At 31.0% G+C, this 20,618-nt stretch carries 18 protein-coding genes, 1 tRNA gene and 1 pseudogene; 10 read left to right on the forward strand and 10 right to left on the reverse strand.

Annotation, left to right across the window (positions count from 1 at the left end; translation table 11 throughout):
* A partial coding sequence (locus B3578_RS00995; RefSeq protein WP_291046406.1) for an Lrp/AsnC ligand binding domain-containing protein occupies positions 1 to 297 on the forward strand: 297 nt, incomplete at its 5' end.
* A gap of 78 nt (positions 298 to 375) precedes the next feature.
* Here B3578_RS00995 and B3578_RS01000 read toward each other — a convergent pair.
* Together B3578_RS01000 and B3578_RS01005 are read right to left on the reverse strand one after the other, a co-directional pair.
* Positions 376 to 828, reverse strand: coding sequence for a CopD family protein (locus tag B3578_RS01000; RefSeq protein WP_286495935.1), 453 nt, complete (start codon positions 826 to 828; stop codon positions 376 to 378).
* 33 nt (positions 829 to 861) lie between these two features.
* Positions 862 to 1,161, reverse strand: a complete 300-nt coding sequence (locus B3578_RS01005) for a hypothetical protein (protein ID WP_286495936.1) — start codon at positions 1,159 to 1,161, stop codon at positions 862 to 864.
* 443 nt (positions 1,162 to 1,604) lie between these two features.
* Between B3578_RS01005 and B3578_RS01010 the strand changes: the two genes are divergently transcribed.
* Positions 1,605 to 1,808, forward strand: a complete 204-nt coding sequence (locus B3578_RS01010) for a YwbE family protein (RefSeq protein WP_286495937.1) — start codon at positions 1,605 to 1,607, stop codon at positions 1,806 to 1,808.
* A 171-nt stretch (positions 1,809 to 1,979) separates the two neighbouring features.
* Here the strand turns inward: B3578_RS01010 and B3578_RS01015 are convergent, their stop codons facing one another.
* A complete protein-coding gene (locus B3578_RS01015; RefSeq protein WP_286495938.1) occupies positions 1,980 to 3,707 on the reverse strand; it encodes a hypothetical protein in 1,728 nt (575 codons plus the stop codon).
* A gap of 662 nt (positions 3,708 to 4,369) precedes the next feature.
* On the opposite strand from B3578_RS01015, the gene B3578_RS01020 reads away from it, so the two are divergent.
* Positions 4,370 to 4,561, forward strand: a complete 192-nt coding sequence (locus tag B3578_RS01020; RefSeq protein ID WP_286495961.1) for a helix-turn-helix domain-containing protein — start codon at positions 4,370 to 4,372, stop codon at positions 4,559 to 4,561.
* 44 nt (positions 4,562 to 4,605) lie between these two features.
* Positions 4,606 to 5,187: pseudogene (locus B3578_RS01025) on the forward strand (DDE-type integrase/transposase/recombinase); the annotation flags it as partial.
* Positions 5,188 to 5,529: 342 nt separating this feature from the next.
* On the opposite strand, the gene B3578_RS01030 reads toward B3578_RS01025, so the two are convergent.
* A tRNA-Ser gene (locus B3578_RS01030) sits at positions 5,530 to 5,614 on the reverse strand.
* 339 nt (positions 5,615 to 5,953) lie between these two features.
* On the opposite strand from B3578_RS01030, the gene B3578_RS01035 reads away from it, so the two are divergent.
* The 3 genes from B3578_RS01035 (at position 5,954) to B3578_RS01045 (ending at position 10,855) form a co-directional block, all read left to right on the forward strand.
* Positions 5,954 to 7,393: a glyceraldehyde-3-phosphate dehydrogenase gene (locus B3578_RS01035; protein ID WP_286495940.1), complete on the forward strand. Its 1,440-nt coding sequence runs from the start codon at positions 5,954 to 5,956 to the stop codon at positions 7,391 to 7,393.
* 181 nt (positions 7,394 to 7,574) lie between these two features.
* Positions 7,575 to 10,574, forward strand: a complete 3,000-nt coding sequence (locus tag B3578_RS01040; protein WP_291046416.1) for a hypothetical protein — start codon at positions 7,575 to 7,577, stop codon at positions 10,572 to 10,574.
* A 26-nt stretch (positions 10,575 to 10,600) separates the two neighbouring features.
* On the forward strand, positions 10,601 to 10,855 hold the full coding sequence (locus tag B3578_RS01045) for a hypothetical protein (RefSeq protein WP_180904914.1): 255 nt from the start codon (positions 10,601 to 10,603) through the stop codon (positions 10,853 to 10,855).
* A gap of 51 nt (positions 10,856 to 10,906) precedes the next feature.
* Here the strand turns inward: B3578_RS01045 and B3578_RS01050 are convergent, their stop codons facing one another.
* On the reverse strand, positions 10,907 to 11,944 hold the full coding sequence (locus tag B3578_RS01050) for a hypothetical protein (protein WP_180904915.1): 1,038 nt from the start codon (positions 11,942 to 11,944) through the stop codon (positions 10,907 to 10,909).
* 104 nt (positions 11,945 to 12,048) lie between these two features.
* On the opposite strand from B3578_RS01050, the gene B3578_RS01055 reads away from it, so the two are divergent.
* Complete coding sequence (locus B3578_RS01055) at positions 12,049 to 13,560, forward strand: carbon-nitrogen hydrolase family protein (protein ID WP_219034775.1); 1,512 nt, start codon at positions 12,049 to 12,051, stop codon at positions 13,558 to 13,560.
* Positions 13,561 to 13,732: 172 nt separating this feature from the next.
* On the opposite strand, the gene B3578_RS01060 is transcribed toward B3578_RS01055, so the two are convergent.
* On the reverse strand, positions 13,733 to 14,989 hold the full coding sequence (locus B3578_RS01060) for a DUF3748 domain-containing protein (RefSeq protein ID WP_291046424.1): 1,257 nt from the start codon (positions 14,987 to 14,989) through the stop codon (positions 13,733 to 13,735).
* Positions 14,990 to 15,430: 441 nt separating this feature from the next.
* Positions 15,431 to 15,943 carry a gamma carbonic anhydrase family protein gene (locus B3578_RS01065; RefSeq protein WP_286495943.1) on the reverse strand — a complete coding sequence of 171 codons (513 nt, stop codon included), beginning with the start codon at positions 15,941 to 15,943 and terminating at the stop codon, positions 15,431 to 15,433.
* 59 nt (positions 15,944 to 16,002) lie between these two features.
* Between B3578_RS01065 and B3578_RS01070 the strand changes: the two genes are divergently transcribed.
* The gene (locus B3578_RS01070) at positions 16,003 to 16,884 is read left to right on the forward strand and encodes a NifU family protein (protein ID WP_125348840.1); all 882 of its coding nucleotides are present in this window, start codon (positions 16,003 to 16,005) and stop codon (positions 16,882 to 16,884) included.
* 69 nt (positions 16,885 to 16,953) lie between these two features.
* Here B3578_RS01070 and B3578_RS01075 read toward each other — a convergent pair whose 3' ends face one another.
* From B3578_RS01075 to B3578_RS01085, 3 genes are all read right to left on the reverse strand, one after another.
* Positions 16,954 to 17,529: a hypothetical protein gene (locus B3578_RS01075; RefSeq protein ID WP_125348839.1), complete on the reverse strand. Its 576-nt coding sequence runs from the start codon at positions 17,527 to 17,529 to the stop codon at positions 16,954 to 16,956.
* Positions 17,530 to 17,613: 84 nt separating this feature from the next.
* Positions 17,614 to 18,396 carry a hypothetical protein gene (locus B3578_RS01080; protein ID WP_280049999.1) on the reverse strand — a complete coding sequence of 261 codons (783 nt, stop codon included), beginning with the start codon at positions 18,394 to 18,396 and terminating at the stop codon, positions 17,614 to 17,616.
* 36 nt (positions 18,397 to 18,432) lie between these two features.
* On the reverse strand, positions 18,433 to 19,452 hold the full coding sequence (locus B3578_RS01085) for an isoaspartyl peptidase/L-asparaginase family protein (RefSeq protein WP_286495944.1): 1,020 nt from the start codon (positions 19,450 to 19,452) through the stop codon (positions 18,433 to 18,435).
* Between the two features lie 114 nt (positions 19,453 to 19,566).
* On the opposite strand from B3578_RS01085, the gene B3578_RS01090 reads away from it, so the two are divergent.
* Positions 19,567 to 20,601, forward strand: coding sequence for an AI-2E family transporter (locus B3578_RS01090; RefSeq protein ID WP_260509614.1), 1,035 nt, complete (start codon positions 19,567 to 19,569; stop codon positions 20,599 to 20,601).
* Positions 20,602 to 20,618: the final 17 nt, after the last annotated feature.

The raw sequence follows: 20,618 nt of genomic DNA on the forward strand, positions 1-20,618 counted from the left end.
CGAAGTCATGAAGTACGACAGCTGTTCGTAGAAATTGAATTGGATACAGATAAAATTGAATTTATTGATGAAATAAAATCAACTTTCAATAAAACTCCTCAAATTCAGCAATGTTATTATGTAACAGGTGAAGTAGATTTTGCATTGATTATGGTGGTTAATACTATGCGAGAATACGAATCCTTGACTCGAAAATTATTTTTTAGTAACTCGAATATACGACGTTTTAAAACTTTTGTCAACATGCATACAGTTAAAACTGGATTACAAATACCATTACCTAAGAATGATTCATAGCTACTTTGTTACTATTGTTCTCTACTAAACTATAACAAGAAATTTAATAAATAGATAGGCTAAACTACTAATATTTATCTAAATACCACCATATCGTACGAAGCTACCTAGTATTAACATGATTATACTAATCGTTGTCACCGCTATAATATGAAATGTCATGAGAGGAAGTTTTGTATCATCTGTTTTTAAACGAGGAAGCACATAAAATTGAGCACTCAAAGCCAATAATACAATTGTTGCTAAGCCTATCAGTTTTAATGAGACAACTCTTTCAATGGGGTTTTCGAATTGAAACCAATTACTAATCTTGATCGTGTAGATATAAGACATTCTTACTCCTGTAATAACCATAACTAATAAAGCTGGAAGTCCTATTCGTTCGTATTTACTTTCAAAAGAGAACAATTTCTCTATCGATTTTTCTTTCCATACTTGTGGTAAAATAACCAAACTTAATATAATATGTCCACCAACCCATATCGTAGCGCCTATTAAATGGAAAATTAATAATAGATGTAATTCGTGCATATCAAGAAATATTAATTCATTTTATTGATGATCTTATTTTACTAAAATCAACTGACTATTTACTAAAGCCTCTAACTTATGTATAACATTTGGTTCTATCGTTATATAGTCACTAGAGCTTAATTCTATTGTTTGTTCATTTTCATCTGAATACACTACTTTTCCAGTAACACATAAAAGCAAAGCAGGTATTTTTGTACTGTGCTCTTTTAAAACACTTTTTTCTAATAATTGAATTGATGTTACATTACTAGATTCGCCTTTGAAAATACTTATCGCTCCAACGCTTTTATCAGTATCATGAATACTATTTAAATTTGGTAAATTTTCCATAATGAATTATTTATCTTCTAAATTTATTCCAAATCAATTAAATACTCGACCAAATCTATCTTATATTTTCTTATTTATACTCAGTAATAATTAATTTTTAAATCAATTACCATTTCAAATAAAAATCACTTCACTTCTCCCCTATTTTGTTCGCCCACTTTTTCCGAAACATTATCGAACAACACTCGAACAAATCCTATTTCTAGTTTTATGATTTTCACCTCAACCCCTCTCCAATAAAAGAAAGTTGTATTCTTGTTATTCTTGCCTTTATATTCAATCTCAAATTTTTTCAGCTGGGTTGTAAATAAAATAATAAAAGAGAAAATTCATAAATTTCATATTCAATCCCATTTCATTTTTACCTTCCAGATGAATGTATTTTTTAATTTCCTTTACGATAGAATGAATATCTTTTCCATTTATTTTAAGATATTTGTAATATGGATGGTAAAACAAGAGCAAATATAAAACCTGGTATGCTGGTTAATATTGTATTGAAAAAGGATCAACGAACTGGCGAATTGACTGAGGGTATCGTGAAAGATTTATTGACTTCTGCGCCTTATCATCATCGTGGTATAAAAGTTCGTTTGACGGATGGACAAATTGGACGTGTGCAAGAAATTATTGAAGACGATTTTTAGAATGCATCAAACTATAAATTAAAAGCTCTTATCAATACAGATAAGAGCTTTTTACAATTTTTCACCTTTGCCTTTTCTATTTCAACAAATAGATTTTAATTAACAAATTGTGTGTTATAACAACTTAAACCATCTATTTGAATAATTTTATTTCAAAATGCACAACTGGTTTTAATTAAGAATCCTATAAATCGGATATTGTCTGTAAGTATTCTTCTCAAAATAAGGCGAATTTTTATAAACCCAATCCAACTGTGCTTCGCCATCATTAGCAAACTCTGGTTTTAATGCTTTTTCTGCTTCAAATGCGGTTTTCAAAACCACATTATTTTTCAATAATTCAGCAGCTGTATCCTCAAAAATATAAGCCGAATAATATTCTTTCTGACCTAATATTCCATCGAAAAAATTCCAGTTAAAGAACGAATCCAATGCCTCTGGTTCTAAGGTTTCAAGAATATATTTCACTCCATCTTGTTGTGTTGGCACAATATAATCTCCTTCAAAAAATTTAAGCGATTTCATCGATTTTGTAACCACCGTTTCGTAATGATTATAATGTCCTTCATATGCATTTTTATTGGTTTTAAAATCTGATATTTTATACGATTCGACGTTAATTAATGTATCATTTTCTATTCGTTTCATTTGAATATCATTTCGTTGCAAAGCTTCTACAACGCGATATTCAGCTTGTGGAAGAACATAATATTTCGGAATTGTAATGTAACTAATTGGTTTTGCAGAATTGAATAATTTAATTTTTTTTGTAAATGGTTTCGATCGATCATAGTACAATCTATCTTTTCCCGAAACCGCACTTGGCTTGTATCCTGCTTCAAATCCTTTAAAATTCATTGTTGTAAATTGAGTAGAATCTATTTTCCAACGAATTCCATATTGATTTCCGACCTGATATTGTTTTAGATTTTCTTTTCGTAAATTTCTGATTGTCAAATATTCTTTATCTAAATTTTCTAGATTTACCAACATATATTTATACGTTGCGTCTACACGGTTTTCATAAGGCTTTAACATATGTGTTTCGGGCATTGTGCTTAGTGCATTAAACAATGTTGTATAACCTGTAGAATAGCGTGGAGAATCTTCGAAAGCTGCAAAACCAATATCAGGAACATCGCCATGTATGTTCACATATTGCGTACTTTCGTAACCATTTTTTTGCATTTCGGCTAGATTATTTGCTTGATATGTCGTATAAAAATAATCGCCCAAAACATTTCCTACACGCGCTTTAAAAGACGAAATATAGGTAAATGTGTACTGATAATCTGCCCCATTACTTACATGATTATCAATAAAAACATCAGGTTTCAACCAATGAAAAATCGTCTGAAAGCTTTTTGCATTTTTTGAATCATTTTTAATAAAATCTCTGTTCAAATCATAATTTCTGGCATTTCCACGAAAACCATATTGTTCAGGTCCATTCTGATTTGCGCGCGAAAAAGCCCCTCTATTCAACATACCACTTACATTATAGGCCGAAATCGCAGCAATAATAAAATTCTTAAGCGGTTTAATTTTTTTCATTGCCAAATCTCGCATCAACATCATCGTCGCATCAATTCCGTCCGGTTCTCCAGGATGAATTCCATTGTTTACGAAAAGCACTGCTTTTGTTTTACGTAATTCTTTTATATCTTTTTCTTTAAATGGATTATAAACAACTACATAAATTGACTTTCCATTATCGTCTTCTCCTTTTTTTACATACTGTATTGTCTCAAAATTTTCCGCTAAATTTTGATAAAACACATTCATTTCATCATAGGTTGTAGTTTGATTTTTATTTCCTTTTTCGTAAGGAGTTATAAAATTATTTTGACCAAAAAGTAGTGTAGAAGTAAGAAATAAAAACAGTATTTTAAAATTCATATCATTAATTTCTTACTAAAATAGAGAGAATACAAAAGATTCAACATGAAAATGAATTATTTTTCTAAAATAATCTTCTACATACAGTAAAAAACATTTGAAATTATAAGGAGAAGCTCTTGTGGAGCTTAGGTAAACTTGTTACAAGTTGATTAATAAATTATATGTTCATTTTTTTTCTTGATAAAAAAAACGAACCAAAAAAAATCAAGTCCGTGCCTACAAGTCGGTCAATAACGACTACTCGCTAAATGCTTTAAATTATTCACATATAAAATGTGAACAGTAAATCATTTTTAACGCTCACTACGTAGAATTGACACTCGACTCTTCAGCAATGACAGCTTTAAAATTCGTTATTATAAGTGAATTTGAATATTGAAAAAGGAATTAAAAATCCGACGATTTAGTATCGAAATGAAATTCAATTCTAAATTATTGGAATAAAAAAAGTTGGAGTGTCTGAGTGGAACGAGTTGACAACTTTATGAAAATAATTTAGTTAGTTGAATCATTGAGAGACTACTGTCGGCATCTTTTTTTGTTTCGTTTTTTTTGGATGAACAAAAAAATGAAAAGAAGAAATATAGAATCACCCTATCCCTACTTCCTCTTATCATTTATTTTATTTAATTAACTCGTATATTACTGAAATTAAATAAATTAAAACATATAACAAAGTTCACGAATTCTACGACAGTGCAGATGTGCAAAGGCTACTTAACGTTAGTGAAAAAACGTTGTATCGCATGAGGAGAAACAAGACGATTCCTTGTTTTAAGCTCGGTAAAAAGTACTTTTTCCCAAAACATTTCTTTAATATAAAATTCTTGGATAAGAGCCTTTTTTGTTAAAGAATGTCTTATCCTAAAATAAGTTGACACCAAATCAACTTATCATGAAAGAATCATACTTAGAAAGAGAAAAGCGTACACAACGCGATTACACCTTAGGCTTTAAGTTAGCTGTTGTACGCCAAGTAGAAAAAGGCGGCTTTACGTATAAACAAGCCCAAAAACACTACGGTATACAAGTTCGACTAGGCACTCAATGGGGTTACCTGAGTTTAATAACAGATGCTTATTCAAGAAAAATAATGGGGTATTGCTTCCGTGAAGATTTATCAGCTGATGGTTGTATTGAAGCGCTTAACATGGCAGTAAATAACAGGCTTTATAATGAATCTATAATTCATCATTCTGATAGAGGATCGCAGTATTGCTCACATAAATATGTAGATTTATTACTCTCAAATAACATAGCTATAAGTATGACAGAAAAAGGTGATCCCTATGAAAATACAATGGCAGAAAGGGTTAATGGAATAATTAAAATGGAATTTAATTTATATGAAAGCACATTAGGTTTTGATCAGACAAAAATTAAAATTACTAATAGTATTAAAACTTATAATGAATTAAGACCACATACAAGTTGTGATTATTTAACTCCAAATGCTGCGCATTTGCAGTCAGAAAAATTAAAGAAAAGATGGAAAACTATAATAGAAGTTTTAATAATCAAAACTCCTTTGTATAGTAAATTTAGGATTAAGATCAATTGGTGTGTAACTATAACAGGATTTATTTAAAAACATGTATAGTTATTTTAGGACCGGGTCATTTGTTTATTCTAAAGCTAATACTTTACAGAAAAAAGAATTTGTAAACATAGTGTTCGACAGCAGTTTACACTATGAAAATGGGATTTATCAAATACCTACAATGATGGATTTATTTTCGAGTAACCATTTGAAAATAAAGGAAGAAAACTTTTTTATTTATACAAAAAAAGAGATTCTAAGTAATAGAATCCCTTTCAGCGGAGAGTGAGGGATTCGAACCCCCGGAGGTGTGACCCTCAACAGTTTTCAAGACTGCCGCATTCGACCACTCTGCCAACTCTCCAACACAGCGTTTATTGCCGTATTGCGAGTGCAAATATAGAACGCTTTTTCGAATTTGCAAATAAAAATTTTTAACAATTATTTTACGAAAACGTTTTCGTAAAATTCAATTCAATTTAAATTAAACAATAAAATAATGGTTAATAGCTACTTATTAGTATTCATAAAATTTAAAATTTCCTATTAAAAATTTATTTTTTTTCTATATTTTAGTATTTTCGTAGGAATAGTTGTGTTTTTATGACAATAATTAGTTTTTGTAAAAAAAATGTACGAAATCGTTATAATTGATTACTTTTGCCAAGAATTAAGTAAATAAACACAAATAAACATTTATTAAATGAACCACTCTTCTTATGATCAACAACTTGCATCTTTCAATGAAATGAGCAAAAAGGTTGTAGAATTCATTAAAATTGTTTCAGATTTATGGTATGATCAATCTGTTGAATTGGTAATTTTCCGTAATCAATTAGTTGATAAAAACGTTAGTGACATCGTAAATCTACATCAGTATGCTGAGGAATTTGTAGAAAAAAAGATTGCTATCGACGATACATTAGCGATTGCTAAAGCTATTTCTGAAGCTAAATTACCAGCTTCTAGACTTGATGTTGGAAAATTAGCTAAAGAATATATTTCTGGGAATTACGCTTCGGCAGAAGCTTTCGTTGAAGAGAAATTAGGTGCAAGCAAAAATGTAAAAAGTGTTGAACCAAAAGACGTTGTTTTATACGGTTTTGGTCGTATCGGACGTTTATTAGCTCGTGAGTTGGCTTCTCAAATGGGAAAAGGTCAACAATTAAGATTACGCGCTGTTGTAACACGTGATAAAAACGATCCTGTTTTGTTAGAAAAAAGAGCTTCTTTGTTACGTCATGATTCTGTTCATGGTGATTTTGACGGAAACGTTGTAGCTGATCACGAAAATAATGCTTTAATCATCAACGGAGTTTCTGTTTATATGATTTCTGCAGCTCAGCCAGAAGAAATTGATTATACTACTTACGGAATTAATAATGCTTTAATTATTGATAACACAGGTGTTTTTAAAGATGAAGAAGCGTTATCTCGTCATTTAAAATCTGTTGGTGCTGATAAAGTTTTATTAACAGCGCCAGGAAAAGGTGTTCCGAATATTGTTTACGGTGTTAATCATGAAGAATATAGCCCAGAAAATGTAAATATATTCTCAGCTGCTTCTTGTACAACAAATGCAATTACACCTATTTTGAAAGTTGTTGAAGATAATTTAGGTGTTGTAAAAGGGCATTTAGAAACAATTCATGCTTATACAAACGACCAAAATTTGGTTGATAATATGCACAAAAAATATCGTCGTGGACGTGCTGCTGCTTTGAATATGGTAATTACTGAAACTGGTGCTGGTAGTGCTGTAGCAAAAGCTTTACCAAGTTTAGCAGGTAAATTAACTTCGAATGCAATTCGTGTTCCTGTTCCAAATGGATCTTTGGTTGTCTTGAATTTAGAAGTTAGTAAAGATACTTCTGTAGAAGCGGTAAACAATTTGATGAAAGATGCTGCATTGAACGGAGAATTAGTTGAGCAAATTAAATTTTCGTTGAACAATGAATTGGTTTCTTCGGATATTGTTGGAACTTCTGCTCCGTCGATTTTCGATAGTAATGCGACAATTGTTTCTGCCGATGGTAAAAATGTTGTGATGTATGTTTGGTATGATAACGAATATGGATACAGTCACCAAGTAATGCGTTTAGCAAAACACATTGCAGGTGTTAGAAGATATACATACTATTAATAGTATTTTTTCCCTTTATTTAAAATTAATCCGTTAACATTTATTTGTTAGCGGATTTTTTTTGTAGGATATTCATTTAAAAATACTTAAGTAAATTTTATGTATTATTTTTGTTAATGTTATATTAATATTAGTTTAGAAAATTAACTTTTTTTAAAAAAAACTTAAAACAATTTATCGTATGAAAAAACTTTACTTTTTTAAATCATCCTTATTAACATTATTGTTATCAGGATTTGCTTTTGGACAGGGAACAGAAACTTTTGAGTCCCAAACAGCATTAAGTAGTTCTTATGCAACAGGATCATTTACTGGAGAAACAGGAGGAATTGTATGGAATTATACAAATGCAAGAAATGAAAGTACATATCCAATCACAAATAAAGGAATCCTATTTCAAGCTTCAGGAAATACATTAGAAACTACAATTTCTAATGGAATCGGAAAATTATCTTTTGATGTCAGAAAAGCTTTTACTGGAGGTTCAAATAATAGAAAGATTGAAGTATTAGTAGATAATGTAGTTGTTTACACTTCACCAACATTTGGAAAAGCACAAACGGATGCTACTATTCATTCATTTGAAGTAGAAATAAATAAGTCAGAGGCAGCTGTTATTACATTTAGAAATGCAGGACCACAACTTACTTTAGATAATATTTCTTGGACTGCCGCTGGAATAGCAACGGAAAAACCAGTTGTGTCTCCACGAACAATTACAGGAACTTATGGTGTATTATTGCCTGATGGAGCTGTGACAGCAACTAATAATCCTACCTTTTGGACTCAAACAGGTATTTTACCTTTAGGAATTACATTTGATAATGGCGTTTTCTCAGGTACACCTGAACAAGCAGGAACATTTACAGCACAGGTAGCAGCCACAAATCAATATGGAACTTCTGATCCGGCTACTATAACTTTTGAAATTGCAAAAGCAAACCAAACAGTAGATTATAACTTTGAAGCTTTAGTTCAAAACCAAGGAACCACTTTTTCTGGTTTACCATCACAAACAGATCAAGGGTTAAATATTGTGTATACTTCTGCTGATAATTCTATTGTTTCTATAAACGGAAATAGCTTATCATTTGATGGTATTGGTTCTACAACTATTAATGCAACTGCCGTTAGTAATAATAATTATAACGAATTTAGTACAACTTTTGATGTTTCAGTAACAGATCCTAATGCTACTTATTGTTTTGAGGAAACATTTGATGGTTTAAATGGTAATAATACAAGTACTGCAGGATCTAATAAGGCTTGGAATGGGAATTCTAATTTTCCTACTGTAGTTACTGTTTATCAAGCAGGAAATGCTATTAGGTTAGGTTCAAGTAATAACAAAGGGGGGATAACATCAAAAGTGTTAGATCAAATAGCTGGTAATGTAATAGTTTCTTTTGATGTAAAAGGTTGGACAGCAATTGAAGGAAGTGTCAATGTTACATTAGGTTCAGAAACTAAAAATGTTGTTTATACAGCGAAAATGGCAGATAATTTCGAAACACAAACTGTAAGTTTTGAAAACGTAGCTGCTGGTTCTACTTTAAAATTAGAAACATCGGCAAAAAGAGCATTTATTGACAATGTTAAAATTCAATGTTCAACAGCTGAAAACTCTACAACTTGGGACGGAACTGCATGGTCTAATGGAACGCCGGATCTTACAAAAGATGTAATCATCAAAGGTAAAGTAACAGTTGATACGCAATTAGAAGCTAAAACGTTTACAGTTTCAGATGCTGGAGGTTCAGTTGTCGTAAAGTCAGGTGCTCGTTTAATCGTTGATGGGAAGATCGACAATCAAGCTGGTCTTACAGGATTAGTTGTAGAAAATGGTGGTAATTTAATCCAAAATCAAAACGTTGCTAACTCAGGAGCAATTACAGTTAACCGCGATAGTAAATCGATGGTTCGTAATGATATGACGTTCTGGTCTTCTCCGGTTCAGCAGGAAGCATCGCAACAAACTATACGTTCATTCTCTCCGGAAACATTATACAATCGTTTTTGGACATATAATGAAACAACAGATGAATTTACTCAGATTTTAACTTCAGATACAGACTCAAAATTATTTGAACCAGGTAAAGGGGTTTCTATCCGTGTTAAAAACACTTTACCAACAGGGCAAAATACAATTCATAATGGTGCATTTTTAGGTGTTCCGTTCAATGGAGATATAACAGTTCCTGTTCAATTTACAGCAAATGGATACAATTTAGTTGGTAACCCTTATGCTTCTAACATTAATGTGGAAAAATTCTTATTAGCAAATGAGAATGTTAATTCATTATATTTCTGGACACATCAATTCCCTGTTGGTTCTTCAGAATATGCAAATAATTATGCCGCATTCAACGTTGTAGGTGGTGTTATTCCTGATTTGTCAAACATTTCTGTTGGACAAGGATTTATCGTAGGACTTTCTCAAGCTACACCTACAGTTAATTTTAACAATACAATGAGAACTTCGCAAGATGCATTTTTCTATAAAAATTCAATTGCAGAGAAAAACAGAATTTGGTTAAGTTTATCAAAAGAAAGTAAAACAATTAGCCAAATTTTATTAGCTTATATGGATGGAGCTACAAACGATGCGGATAATCAAATTGATGCAAAAGTGATGCAAAGAGGATCTTCAGCAATCTACTCATTGATTAATAATGAAGCATATGCAATCCAAGGACGCAGCTTACCTTTTAAAACTGATGATGTCGTAAAATTAGGTTTTGAAACTTTAGAGCAAGGAAATTACACAATCAATATAGAGAAAGCTGATGGGTTGTTTGAAAAAGGACAGATTGTTTATTTAAGAGATAAAGAGTTAAATCAAGTACATAACTTATCAGAATCAGCTTATTCATTCACTTCTAAAGCAGGAATATTTGATACTCGTTTTGAACTTGTGTATACAAATAAAACATTAGGTACAGATGAATTGTCAAAAGAAAATGTTATTGTTTATACTAAAAACAATACAATTGTAGTGGATGCAAAACAAAATAAAATTTCTTCGGTAGAGTTGTATGATATTCAAGGAAGAAAAATATTTGTGAAAAATAACATTCGTGCAAGTGTTTACCAAGTTGAATCTTCTGCAAAAGGAATTTTAGTTATAAAAGTTCTGACTGAAGACGGAAAAGTTAAGACTCAAAAAGTTGTAAACAAATAATTTAACATCTAATAAAATAGTACAATATGAAAAATATAAAACAAATTATCTTAGTTGCAGGAGTTTTGCATTGTTCAATAGGTCTATCTGCTCAAGAAAATAAGATTTCGTTCTTTGAATCAACTAATCAAAATGAAAGTTCTGCTAGACCAGGAACCGGTGGTGGTGGAACAGATGTTGAAGATGCTGATCCAGCACCAATCGATGATTATTTACCATTATTGGTAATAGGGGCAGGATTGGTTGCTTTACGTTTCAGAAAGCAGTTATTAAAAAACTAATTTCTAAATTATATAAAAAAAGAAAGCTTCTCTATTTTTGAGAAGCTTTTCTTATTTTATCTGTTCCAAACTATTCGCAATTGCTTTATATAGAACTTCACCCATTCTTTCACAATTTTCGTAAGATTGATCTTTATAAAACTTTGCAAAACCAGTTCGTAATTGTGCAACATTTTCTGGTTTAGAAATATGATCATTTTTCATGATTTTCATTAAATCACGAAAACGTTTCGAACTATTCGAAATTCTTTTCGAAATCAAGGATTTTACTTCTTTTCTATATTGATCGACAGAATTTGGTTTCAAGCGATTATTCACCAAATCAACCATAATTTTATTTTCTTTGAAATACTGTGGTCGATAAATTTTTAAATTTCCTTCATAACATTGTTGATCGAAATCTATTGGTCGAATTCTATAGATAACTTGATCAAAATCGTGAATTGGAATCACCACATAATTATACGATCGCATATCACCTAAAAGACCAATAAAACAGCGTTCATTGAACTTTACAAACTCTTTTGCAATCTGATTTTTCTCTAAATCATTACATTTATCCAAATAATTTTTGATAAAAACATCTCCTGGAATTCCTAAAATATGCTCTTCAATCAATGTATTTTTGTAGACCAAAAAATTGATTCGATGTGGAGACAAAATATCTTCTAATTCTAAACCATAAATACGCGAAGCATCTGCTTTTTTGATGTAAAAATTGGTATAATTATCATTCAAAATATTACGAACCCGAATACGAAAAGGTTTCGAATTTCCGAACGTACAATAATCAATAGAATCAACAACAAGATAAGGCAAAGACTCCTCATCTCCGTCTGAATGTAAGTAGGTGTAAATTCTGTTTAGACTATCTTGAATTTCCTGATGTTCCGAGTCGGTATAATAAACACCTAACCAATGCGTATCATTTCCTTCCTTATCTTCCAATGCTACACAACCCGAAAAACGCATCAAATCATCATATTCTACACTCGCTTTTGTTTTGCGATGATATTTCTCTAAATAATGATTTAATTCGTCACTCACAGGATAAATAGGCTTTCTAAACTCTATTTTTACATCTTTCATTTCATGCTTATTAGTCTATACGAAGATAGGTCTAAATTTATTTTTTAAAATTGTTTATTGGATTAATATTTGCTAAATTCAAACATAATCTAAATCTAAATAAAATGAATATTCAGGTCAGAAATTTGACTCTTGAAGATTATAGTGATTTGACTGAATCTACAAAAGAAGCCTATCACAATCAGCTTGGAACTTGGACTGTCGACGAAATTAAAGAATTATTAGCTATTTTTCCGCAAGGTCAACTTTGTGTTGAAGTGGATGGAAAAGTTGTTGCTTCGGCATTAAGTATTGTGGTTAATTCGAAAAAAACGAATATCGAATCGAATTATGATACGATAACATCTAATGGTAAATTTTTAAAACATGATCCAGAAGGTGATGTAATGTATGGAATTGAAGTTTTTGTTCATCCAAATTATCGTCAATTGCGCTTGGGAAGACGTTTATATGACGAACGTAAAGCGCTTTGTGAAGAAATGAATCTAAAATCAATTGTAGCTGGTGGACGTATTCCAAATTATCATAAATATTCGCAAGAATTATCTCCTAGACAATATATAGAAAAAGTAAAAAGTAAAGAAATTTATGATTCAACTTTAGCTTTTCAGATTTCGAATGATTTTAATGTTAAAAAAATCTTGAAAAATTATCTGAAAGATGATAAAGAATCCTTAGAATACGCCACTTTATTAGAATGGAATAATATCTATTACGAACCTGAATTGAAATCTAATTCACCGACAAAACGTACTATTCGTCTTGGTTTGGTGCAATGGCAAATGCGTTTATTTAATGGTTTACAAGATTTTTATGATCAAATTGAGTTTTTCGTAAGTGCGGTAAGCGATTATGGCTCTGATTTTATTATGTTTCCAGAATTTTTCAATTCGCCGTTGATGAGTCCATATAATCATTTGAAAGAGATTGAAGCGATGCATCAATTAGCAACGATGACGGACGATATTGTGAAGAAAATTCAAGAATTTGCAATTACATATAATGTCAATATTATTTCAGGATCTATGCCTCATCTAAAGGAAGGAAAACTATATAATACGTCATTTTTATGTCATCGTTCGGGGAAATTAGATTCGTATAGTAAAATACACATTACACCAAATGAGTTCAAATATTACGCATTGAATGGTGGCGATGAAATAAAAGTTTTTGATACCGACTGCGGAAAAGTAGGTTTACTAATTTGTTATGATGTCGAATTTCCTGAATTGAGCCGTATTTTAGCCGATCAAGGAATGGAAATTTTATTTGTTCCATTTATGACTGATACGCAAAATGGTTATACGCGAGTACGTAGTTGTGCGCAAGCTCGTGCAATAGAAAATGAGTGTTATGTGGCTATTGCAGGCTCTGTGGGAAATTTACCGCGTGTGAATAATATGGATATTCAATATTCACAATCGGCAGTTTTCACACCTTCAGATTTCTCTTTTCCAAACAATGGAGTTAAAGCAGAAGCAACTCCGAATACAGAAATGGTACTGATTTCTGATGTTGATCTTTATCTTCTAAAAGAGTTGCATGAGTATGGAACTGTAAAAACGATGAAAGACAGACGCAAGGATTTGTATGAAGTAAGACTAATAAAAACATAAAAAAAACCTCCAAATTGGAGGTTTTTTTTAGTTCTTATTCCCATTGGTTAGACTCGAATAAGAGCATAGACCTTAGGTTCGGTTAAGTATCTGTACTAAAATTAGAAATATTTTTTATAAGGGACAAATATTTTTTAGAAAACTTTGAACTTTAACATATTTCAATTTTGTTTTATAACTCTAATTCGAAGATTTGAATAAACTTTTCATTGAAATTATTTGAAACAAATTGATTAAAATAGATTTTTTTTCCATCGTTAGAAAAATGCGGAATTCCCGTTAATTCATTATTGATTTTTTGAACTTGATAGATTTGTTTAGATTTTTTTTCGGTTAAATCATTTAGATATATTTTATCGTTAACAAAATAAATAGCATATTTTCCGTTTGGTGAAAGATTGAATGGAGAGGTAATCGAATTTTCTAAAAAAGAATATTGAATAATTTCATTCGAAACTAAATTTACACCAAATAATTGCGTCTTATCAAATTCATCTTCCATCAAAAAATAGATGATTTTCCCATCAGGAGAAGAACGTAACCAATGTCTAAAATTACTAATTCCATGTTGAGTAAAAGTGATTCGTTTCTGCGAAATACAACTTGGCACATCTGGCAAAGTAGTTAAAGTTCCTTTTAAATTATCGTTTTCATCAAACCTTATTTCATTTGGAATTTCAGCAATAAAAATTTCCGTTTTCAAATTCCCTTTTTCATCACGCACATGTCCCTGAAATGCGATATTGTTTGTTGAGTTAATCCAACATTCATCAAAAGCTTTTTCGATTTCATCACTTCCATTTTTAGGATTTATCACTACTCTAGAAACGATAATCGAAAACATTTCACCAAAATTATTCTCTAATGTTTTATCAAAATCAACCTCAACTTTTTTGGGAAACATCATTCCAACCACTCGCTGATCTTTTATACTAGAATTGTGTTTGGATTCTTGTTCCAAGACATAATCGTTGTAAGTAAAACTAATCCAATTCTTCTCTTTTTGCCACGAATGCGAATGTGTTCCTCCACGCAAAGCACCATTTGTAAAGGGAAAATTTATATTTCGAGCATCCATAAAAATAGGCTGATTTGGAAATTCTAAATCAATTGCGACACCTGTCCTTCTTGTTGCCGAATACGGATTTGCTTGATTCGCATTTCGAATACCATGAATAAAAATAACTTTATTCTCAATTTGTGAAAAAGAGGCTGCACCTACTCCAGGACCAAACTCTGTTTGATTATTTGTTGTATAAATAATTTCGGATTCGTAAGTTTTCGTATGAAGTAAACAGATGGAAGAAGTTTCTCCAATTTTTGTATCATCATTTCGTCTATCAAAAACAAGATAATTGCCATCAACTGATTGAATTTGATTATGATGAAGCGTATGTCCAAAATCATCATAAGTTAACTGCTTTACCATATCGTATTGTTTAATAATATTTTATTTACTTAATAAACATTTAACAAGCAACTAAAAACGTAATTATTTGATTACTATAGACATTTCAACATTCTTTATAAAAAATTGTTACAAAACTGCATTTTATTTTTTATGTCTGGATTAATTATGATTAATAATATACTTTTTTCAATGTTTTTATTTTCCTTAGTATAAGTTTTGTTAAACCTTAAACAACAAAGGTAATATTTAATGAAGATTTTGGAAAATCTACAACAAGAATTGGTTCACAATATGTACCGCAATCTGGAAATGATAGCAACAATTAAATAGTTTTACTCGTATAGACATGTTGTCAATGATATTATTTCTCCTTATCCAAAACAATTGCCTTTTTTGATGGTAAAGTTTGGAATTTCTGGAAGTAGAAAATAAAAGCTCAGTTACAGACTGAGCTTTCTTTTATTTATACCAACTACTATACATCAAATAATTATTGGCGATTCTTTCTATTTCTCCTTCTTTCAATTCTTTTGGAACATCTTTAATTTTTTTCGCTGGAATTCCAGCCCATAATTCTCCTTCTTTTACATGCGTTCCTTTGGTTAAAATTGCACCAGCAGCAATCAAAGAATTAGATTCAACAATGCAATCATCCATCACAATTGCGCCCATTCCAACCAAAACATTATCATGTATTGTACAACCATGTACAATAGCATTATGCCCTATCGAAACGTTATTTCCAATTGTTGTTGGCGATTTTTGATACGTCGCATGTATTGTTGCGTTATCCTGAATATTTACTTTATTCCCCATTTTAATATAATGTACATCTCCACGCACAACTGCTGAAAACCAAATTGAGCAATCATCTCCCATTTCTACCTCTCCTACAACCACAGCATTATCCGCTAAAAAGCAGTTTTCACCGAACTTTGGTGTATGCCCATTTAATTCTTTAATTATTGCCATAACAAAATCTATAATTCTAATGATAAAGATACATTTTTATAGCGTATTTTTGTAGAACTATGAGAGTATACGAAGAAATTACACCAAATAATAACGTGATGAAGTTCGTTTGTGACGAGACTTTAACACAAGGTGGCGTGGAATTCGATAAAGAATCTACAGCTACCGAATCTCCTTTAGCGCAAGTTTTATTGACTATACCATTTATTCAAAAAATATTTATCACAGCGAATTTTGTTGCGATAGAAAAAATAGATGCTGTTGATTGGGCTGATGTTACAGAAGATTTGAAAGAAATTATCAATGAACATTTAGAAGAAAATGCAATTTTAGCACCAATGAAAAAGGCTCCTATTTCTATTTATGCAGAAATGACGCCTAATCCTGCTGCGATGAAATTCGTTTCAAATTCTATGTTAGCGCCAGAAATCATCGAGATAAAATCGAGAGAAAAAGCTGCTGGAGTTCCATTAGCTGTTGCGATTTACAAAGAATATCCTTTTGTTGAAGAAGTTTTTATTGTTGATAATTATGTTTCTTTAACGAAAAACGAAACAGAAGATTGGTCACTTTGGGCAATGGATGTTCGTTCGTTTATTACGAATTATTTACAAGCTGGAGGTCCTGTTTTTGATGAATTTTATGAATTCACAACAGAAGCTCCTGAGCATGTTGTGGTAAAACCTGCTGAAGAGTTTTCTTCTGTTGAACAACAAATCAAAGCTATTTTAGACGAATATGTTCAACCAGCAGTTGCAAATGATGGTGGAAATATCGAATTAATTGAATTTGATGAAGAAACGAGAACAGCAAAAATGTTATTACAAGGTGCTTGTTCTGGTTGTCCGTCTTCTACAGCAACGCTTAAAAATGGTATCGAAGGTATTTTAAAACAAATGATGCCTGATGTTGTAGACAACGTTGAAGCTGTAAACGGATAAGATTAAACACATAGTATCAAAAAAATCCAACTCGTTTTGAGTTGGATTTTTTTATTTAATATCTCTCGATTATTCATCAAAAAAGTCGATAGAACGACGATAATTATAAAAAAATAACCTTCTGCGAGCTTCTAAATCATTGACACGAATCGACGAAACATCATCAATCTGAAAATACAAAGAGCCTTCGTCCGTTCCTTCCGAACCAATACATTTTAACTCGAAATCATCTTCAGTTAAATTCCGAATAAAACCTGCAAAACGACTATTGTTATTTAATTGAATACGTGATACATATTCGGTTTGATCATTTATTTCGCCTAAAATTTGACGAACCCAATTTTCTTCTGCTGTTGCATTAAATGTGATTGGATTTTCTTGATCCAAATCGGTGTGATGTTCTTTCAAATAATTGAGACATTTGCAGTAATCATCAACATCTATTCGACTAATTTTAAAATAAGGTTCGATTAAAATTCCATCTTTTTTACCATATTTCGAAATGTGTTGCATCGTAAAAAATTCGTCATTAAAATCTAAAATATATCCAGCCCAAAAATTATCTCCTTCGGGATCATTGTAAACGGCAATAATTGATTGATTTTCTTTTGAGTGTTGTAATATTTTATAGAAGTTAGAATTCATATTTCTTTGGGTTAAAAAGTCAAATTACGAATCTTTGTGGATAAAAAAAAGGTTCTTGATTATTTCAAAAACCTTTTCTTTCTATTAATTCGCTTTTCGGAAAATCGAAGCTTCATAACTTAATGATTGCCAATCTCCTTTTTGCAGATTATCTAATTTTATTTTTTTGTAGATATTTTCTTCTCCTGCAACTGTTATTGTAAATTGTGTACGATCTAAAATATTTTTTTCAGTAATTGTATAATTAATATCAAATTTCTTTTTTGTCAATTTCTCTACAATTGGTTTTAAATAAGCTATAGCAGCTTCAGAATTTTTGAATTGTTCGTTTTGTGGAAATTGCACATCAAAATATCCTTCGTATGTAAAATCTGGTTCTGTAATAATCAAATTATAAGGATCAGCAAACAAGGCTGGACGCTGTTTTTGGTATTCTTTTTCAGTTTTATATTGACGTTTTTCTTCTTTATAAATCAACGGATATTTATCAGCAAGAACAGCTAATTTATCGGTATCATAAGAATACGGAATTCCGTCATGAAAAACATTGTAGAAGGCAGGATTTACCAACCATTGATCGACAATTTTCTTATCTTTTACCATATAAATCATTACTCCATTATCTTGTGCTTGAAAAGTAGATGATTGATATCCATACTCCAAAATTGGTTTTCCTAATTGTATAGCCGCAGCATTTTCTAACATAAAATTAAACTTCTCATAAGCCTTTGTTTCATCGCTTAAAGGAGCCATTCCATATACTTTTGTCGAAGCATCTACATTTTTATCATTAATCATAGAGGTTACTTGCGCTGTTGCAAAATTTGCAAGAACAACAGTGGCTGTAAGTAAAATTTGTTTTATCATGTATTGTATATCTTTATTTTAAAATGTGTTCCAAATTTATTGATAAATTTCGATAGTTATCTTACCTGATTGTGTAATACTTCCGCGATACATTCCGGCAGTGTTAAAAGGAAAACTTGCTTGACCATTTTTATCTAAAATAATCATTCCGCCATCGCCTCCTAAATCACCAATTTTCTTAATAACTTCTTCACCAGCTTTTTTCGAAGAAAGTTTCTTGTAATTCATCAAAGCCGCAACATCATATGCCGCAACAGCTTTTATAAAATATTCGCCCCAACCCGTACTCGAAACACCAACTTCGCTATTTGCATACGTTCCAGCACCAATAATTGGCGAATCGCCTACTCGACCAAAACGTTTATTTGTCATTCCACCAGTCGAAGTTCCTGCCGAGATATGACCTTTATTATCCAAAGCAACTGCGCCTACAGTACCAAATTTTTCGTCAACAAAATTGAATGGAACATACGCTTGTGTTTTAGCATCATGGTCTAATTCCATTTTTTCTTTATCCTTTTCCAAAACTTTTTGAAGAGAATTCAAGCGTTCCTCAGTTTTAAAATAACTTGGATCAACAATTTCTAAACCTTGAGTTTGAGCAAATTCTTCTGCTCCTTTTCCAACCATCATCACATGAGCAGAATTTTGTAAAACAGCTTTTGCTGCTAAAATTGGATTTTTAATCGTTGTAACTCCAGCCACAGCACCTGCTTGCATTGTATTTCCAATCATCAACGAAGCGTCTAATTCATTTTTACCTTCATGCGTAAAAACCGCTCCTTTTCCTGCATTAAACAAAGGTGAATTTTCCATTACTTTTATGGCTTCTATCACTGCATTTTCACTTTCGCCACCTTGTTTGATGACTTCATAACCTTTTGTCAAAGATTCAGCTAAAGCATCTCGGTACGCTTTTTCCTTTTCGGGTGTCATATTTTTTTTCAGAATTGTACCAGCACCACCATGAATTACCAAAACAACTTTGTCTTGTTTCGTTTGTGCATATGTAGAGATTGTCAAAACTGATAAGATTAAACCGACTATTTTTTTCATGTGTAAAATTTTATTCAACGTCTAAAAATAGAAAAGTTTATAGAAATTAACTATTTTTAGCATTGAATTTGATAACGAAATATCAACAACTGTTATTAAACAAATAAATTACCTATGAACTCTAATAAACACTATCTTTCTAACAATGTCTTGTTACAGTTAGCATTTATTGCAATAATACTTTTAGTTTTTGGATTAATTACCAAAAATCTTTTAGCATTTTTCCCTGGACTTCTCGGTGCTTTGTGTTTGTATGTTTTGCTTTTAAATCCTTTGCAATGGCTAGTAAAAGTAAAAAAATGGAACAAATTAGCAAGTGTAATTATCTTAATGATTAGTAGCGCGATTTTGATTATTGGACCTCTTTATTTATTAATTCAAATGTTAACGAATAAAGTAATGGTGCTATTAAATGACACAGCTCAAATTAAAACAGATGTCAATAAAATTATTCAAATGTTGCAAACCAAATTTCATATCGATGTGTTTAGTGCAACAAACATTGAAAAAATAACACAAGTTGGAGGTAAATTATTAGAAAAAACACTGAATGCTTCAATGGATATGACAGTTCAGTTGGGTGTTGCTTTCCTTATTTTGTATTTTATGTTGATGAACCATCAAAAACTTGAAAATTGGTTTTACAGAACAATTCCGCTTAAAACAAGTAATTTAGTCAAAATGAACAAAGATTTGAAAGATTTAGTTATTTCAAATGCTGTCGGAATGCCATTAACAGCCTTTCTACAAGCAATAATTGCCTACATTGGATATCTTATATTTGGTGTAGATGATGCGTTTACTTGGTTTATTTTAACCATTTTTGCTGCAATGTTGCCTGTCGTTGGTGCCGCACTTATTTATGTACCTCTTGGACTATTTTTACTTGCAAAAGGTGAAACTGGATCAGCGGTTGGATTATTAATTTATTGCTTTGTAATTGTTGGGCTTTCAGATAATTTAATCCGTTTAGTTTTACAAAAAAAAATGGCAGATGTTCATCCATTAATTACTATTTTTGGAGTAATCGTTGGTTTAAATCTATTCGGATTTATCGGAATTATATTTGGACCTATCTTATTTTCAGTATTCTTTTGGTTAGTCAAATTGTACAAATACGAATTTATTGATCCAAATCCTGAAGATTAATTATTATTAAAAACCAA

The sequence above is a fragment of the Empedobacter sp. UBA1574 genome (assembly GCF_002322895.1).
GTDB classification, from domain to species: Bacteria; Bacteroidota; Bacteroidia; order Flavobacteriales; family Weeksellaceae; genus Empedobacter; species Empedobacter falsenii_B.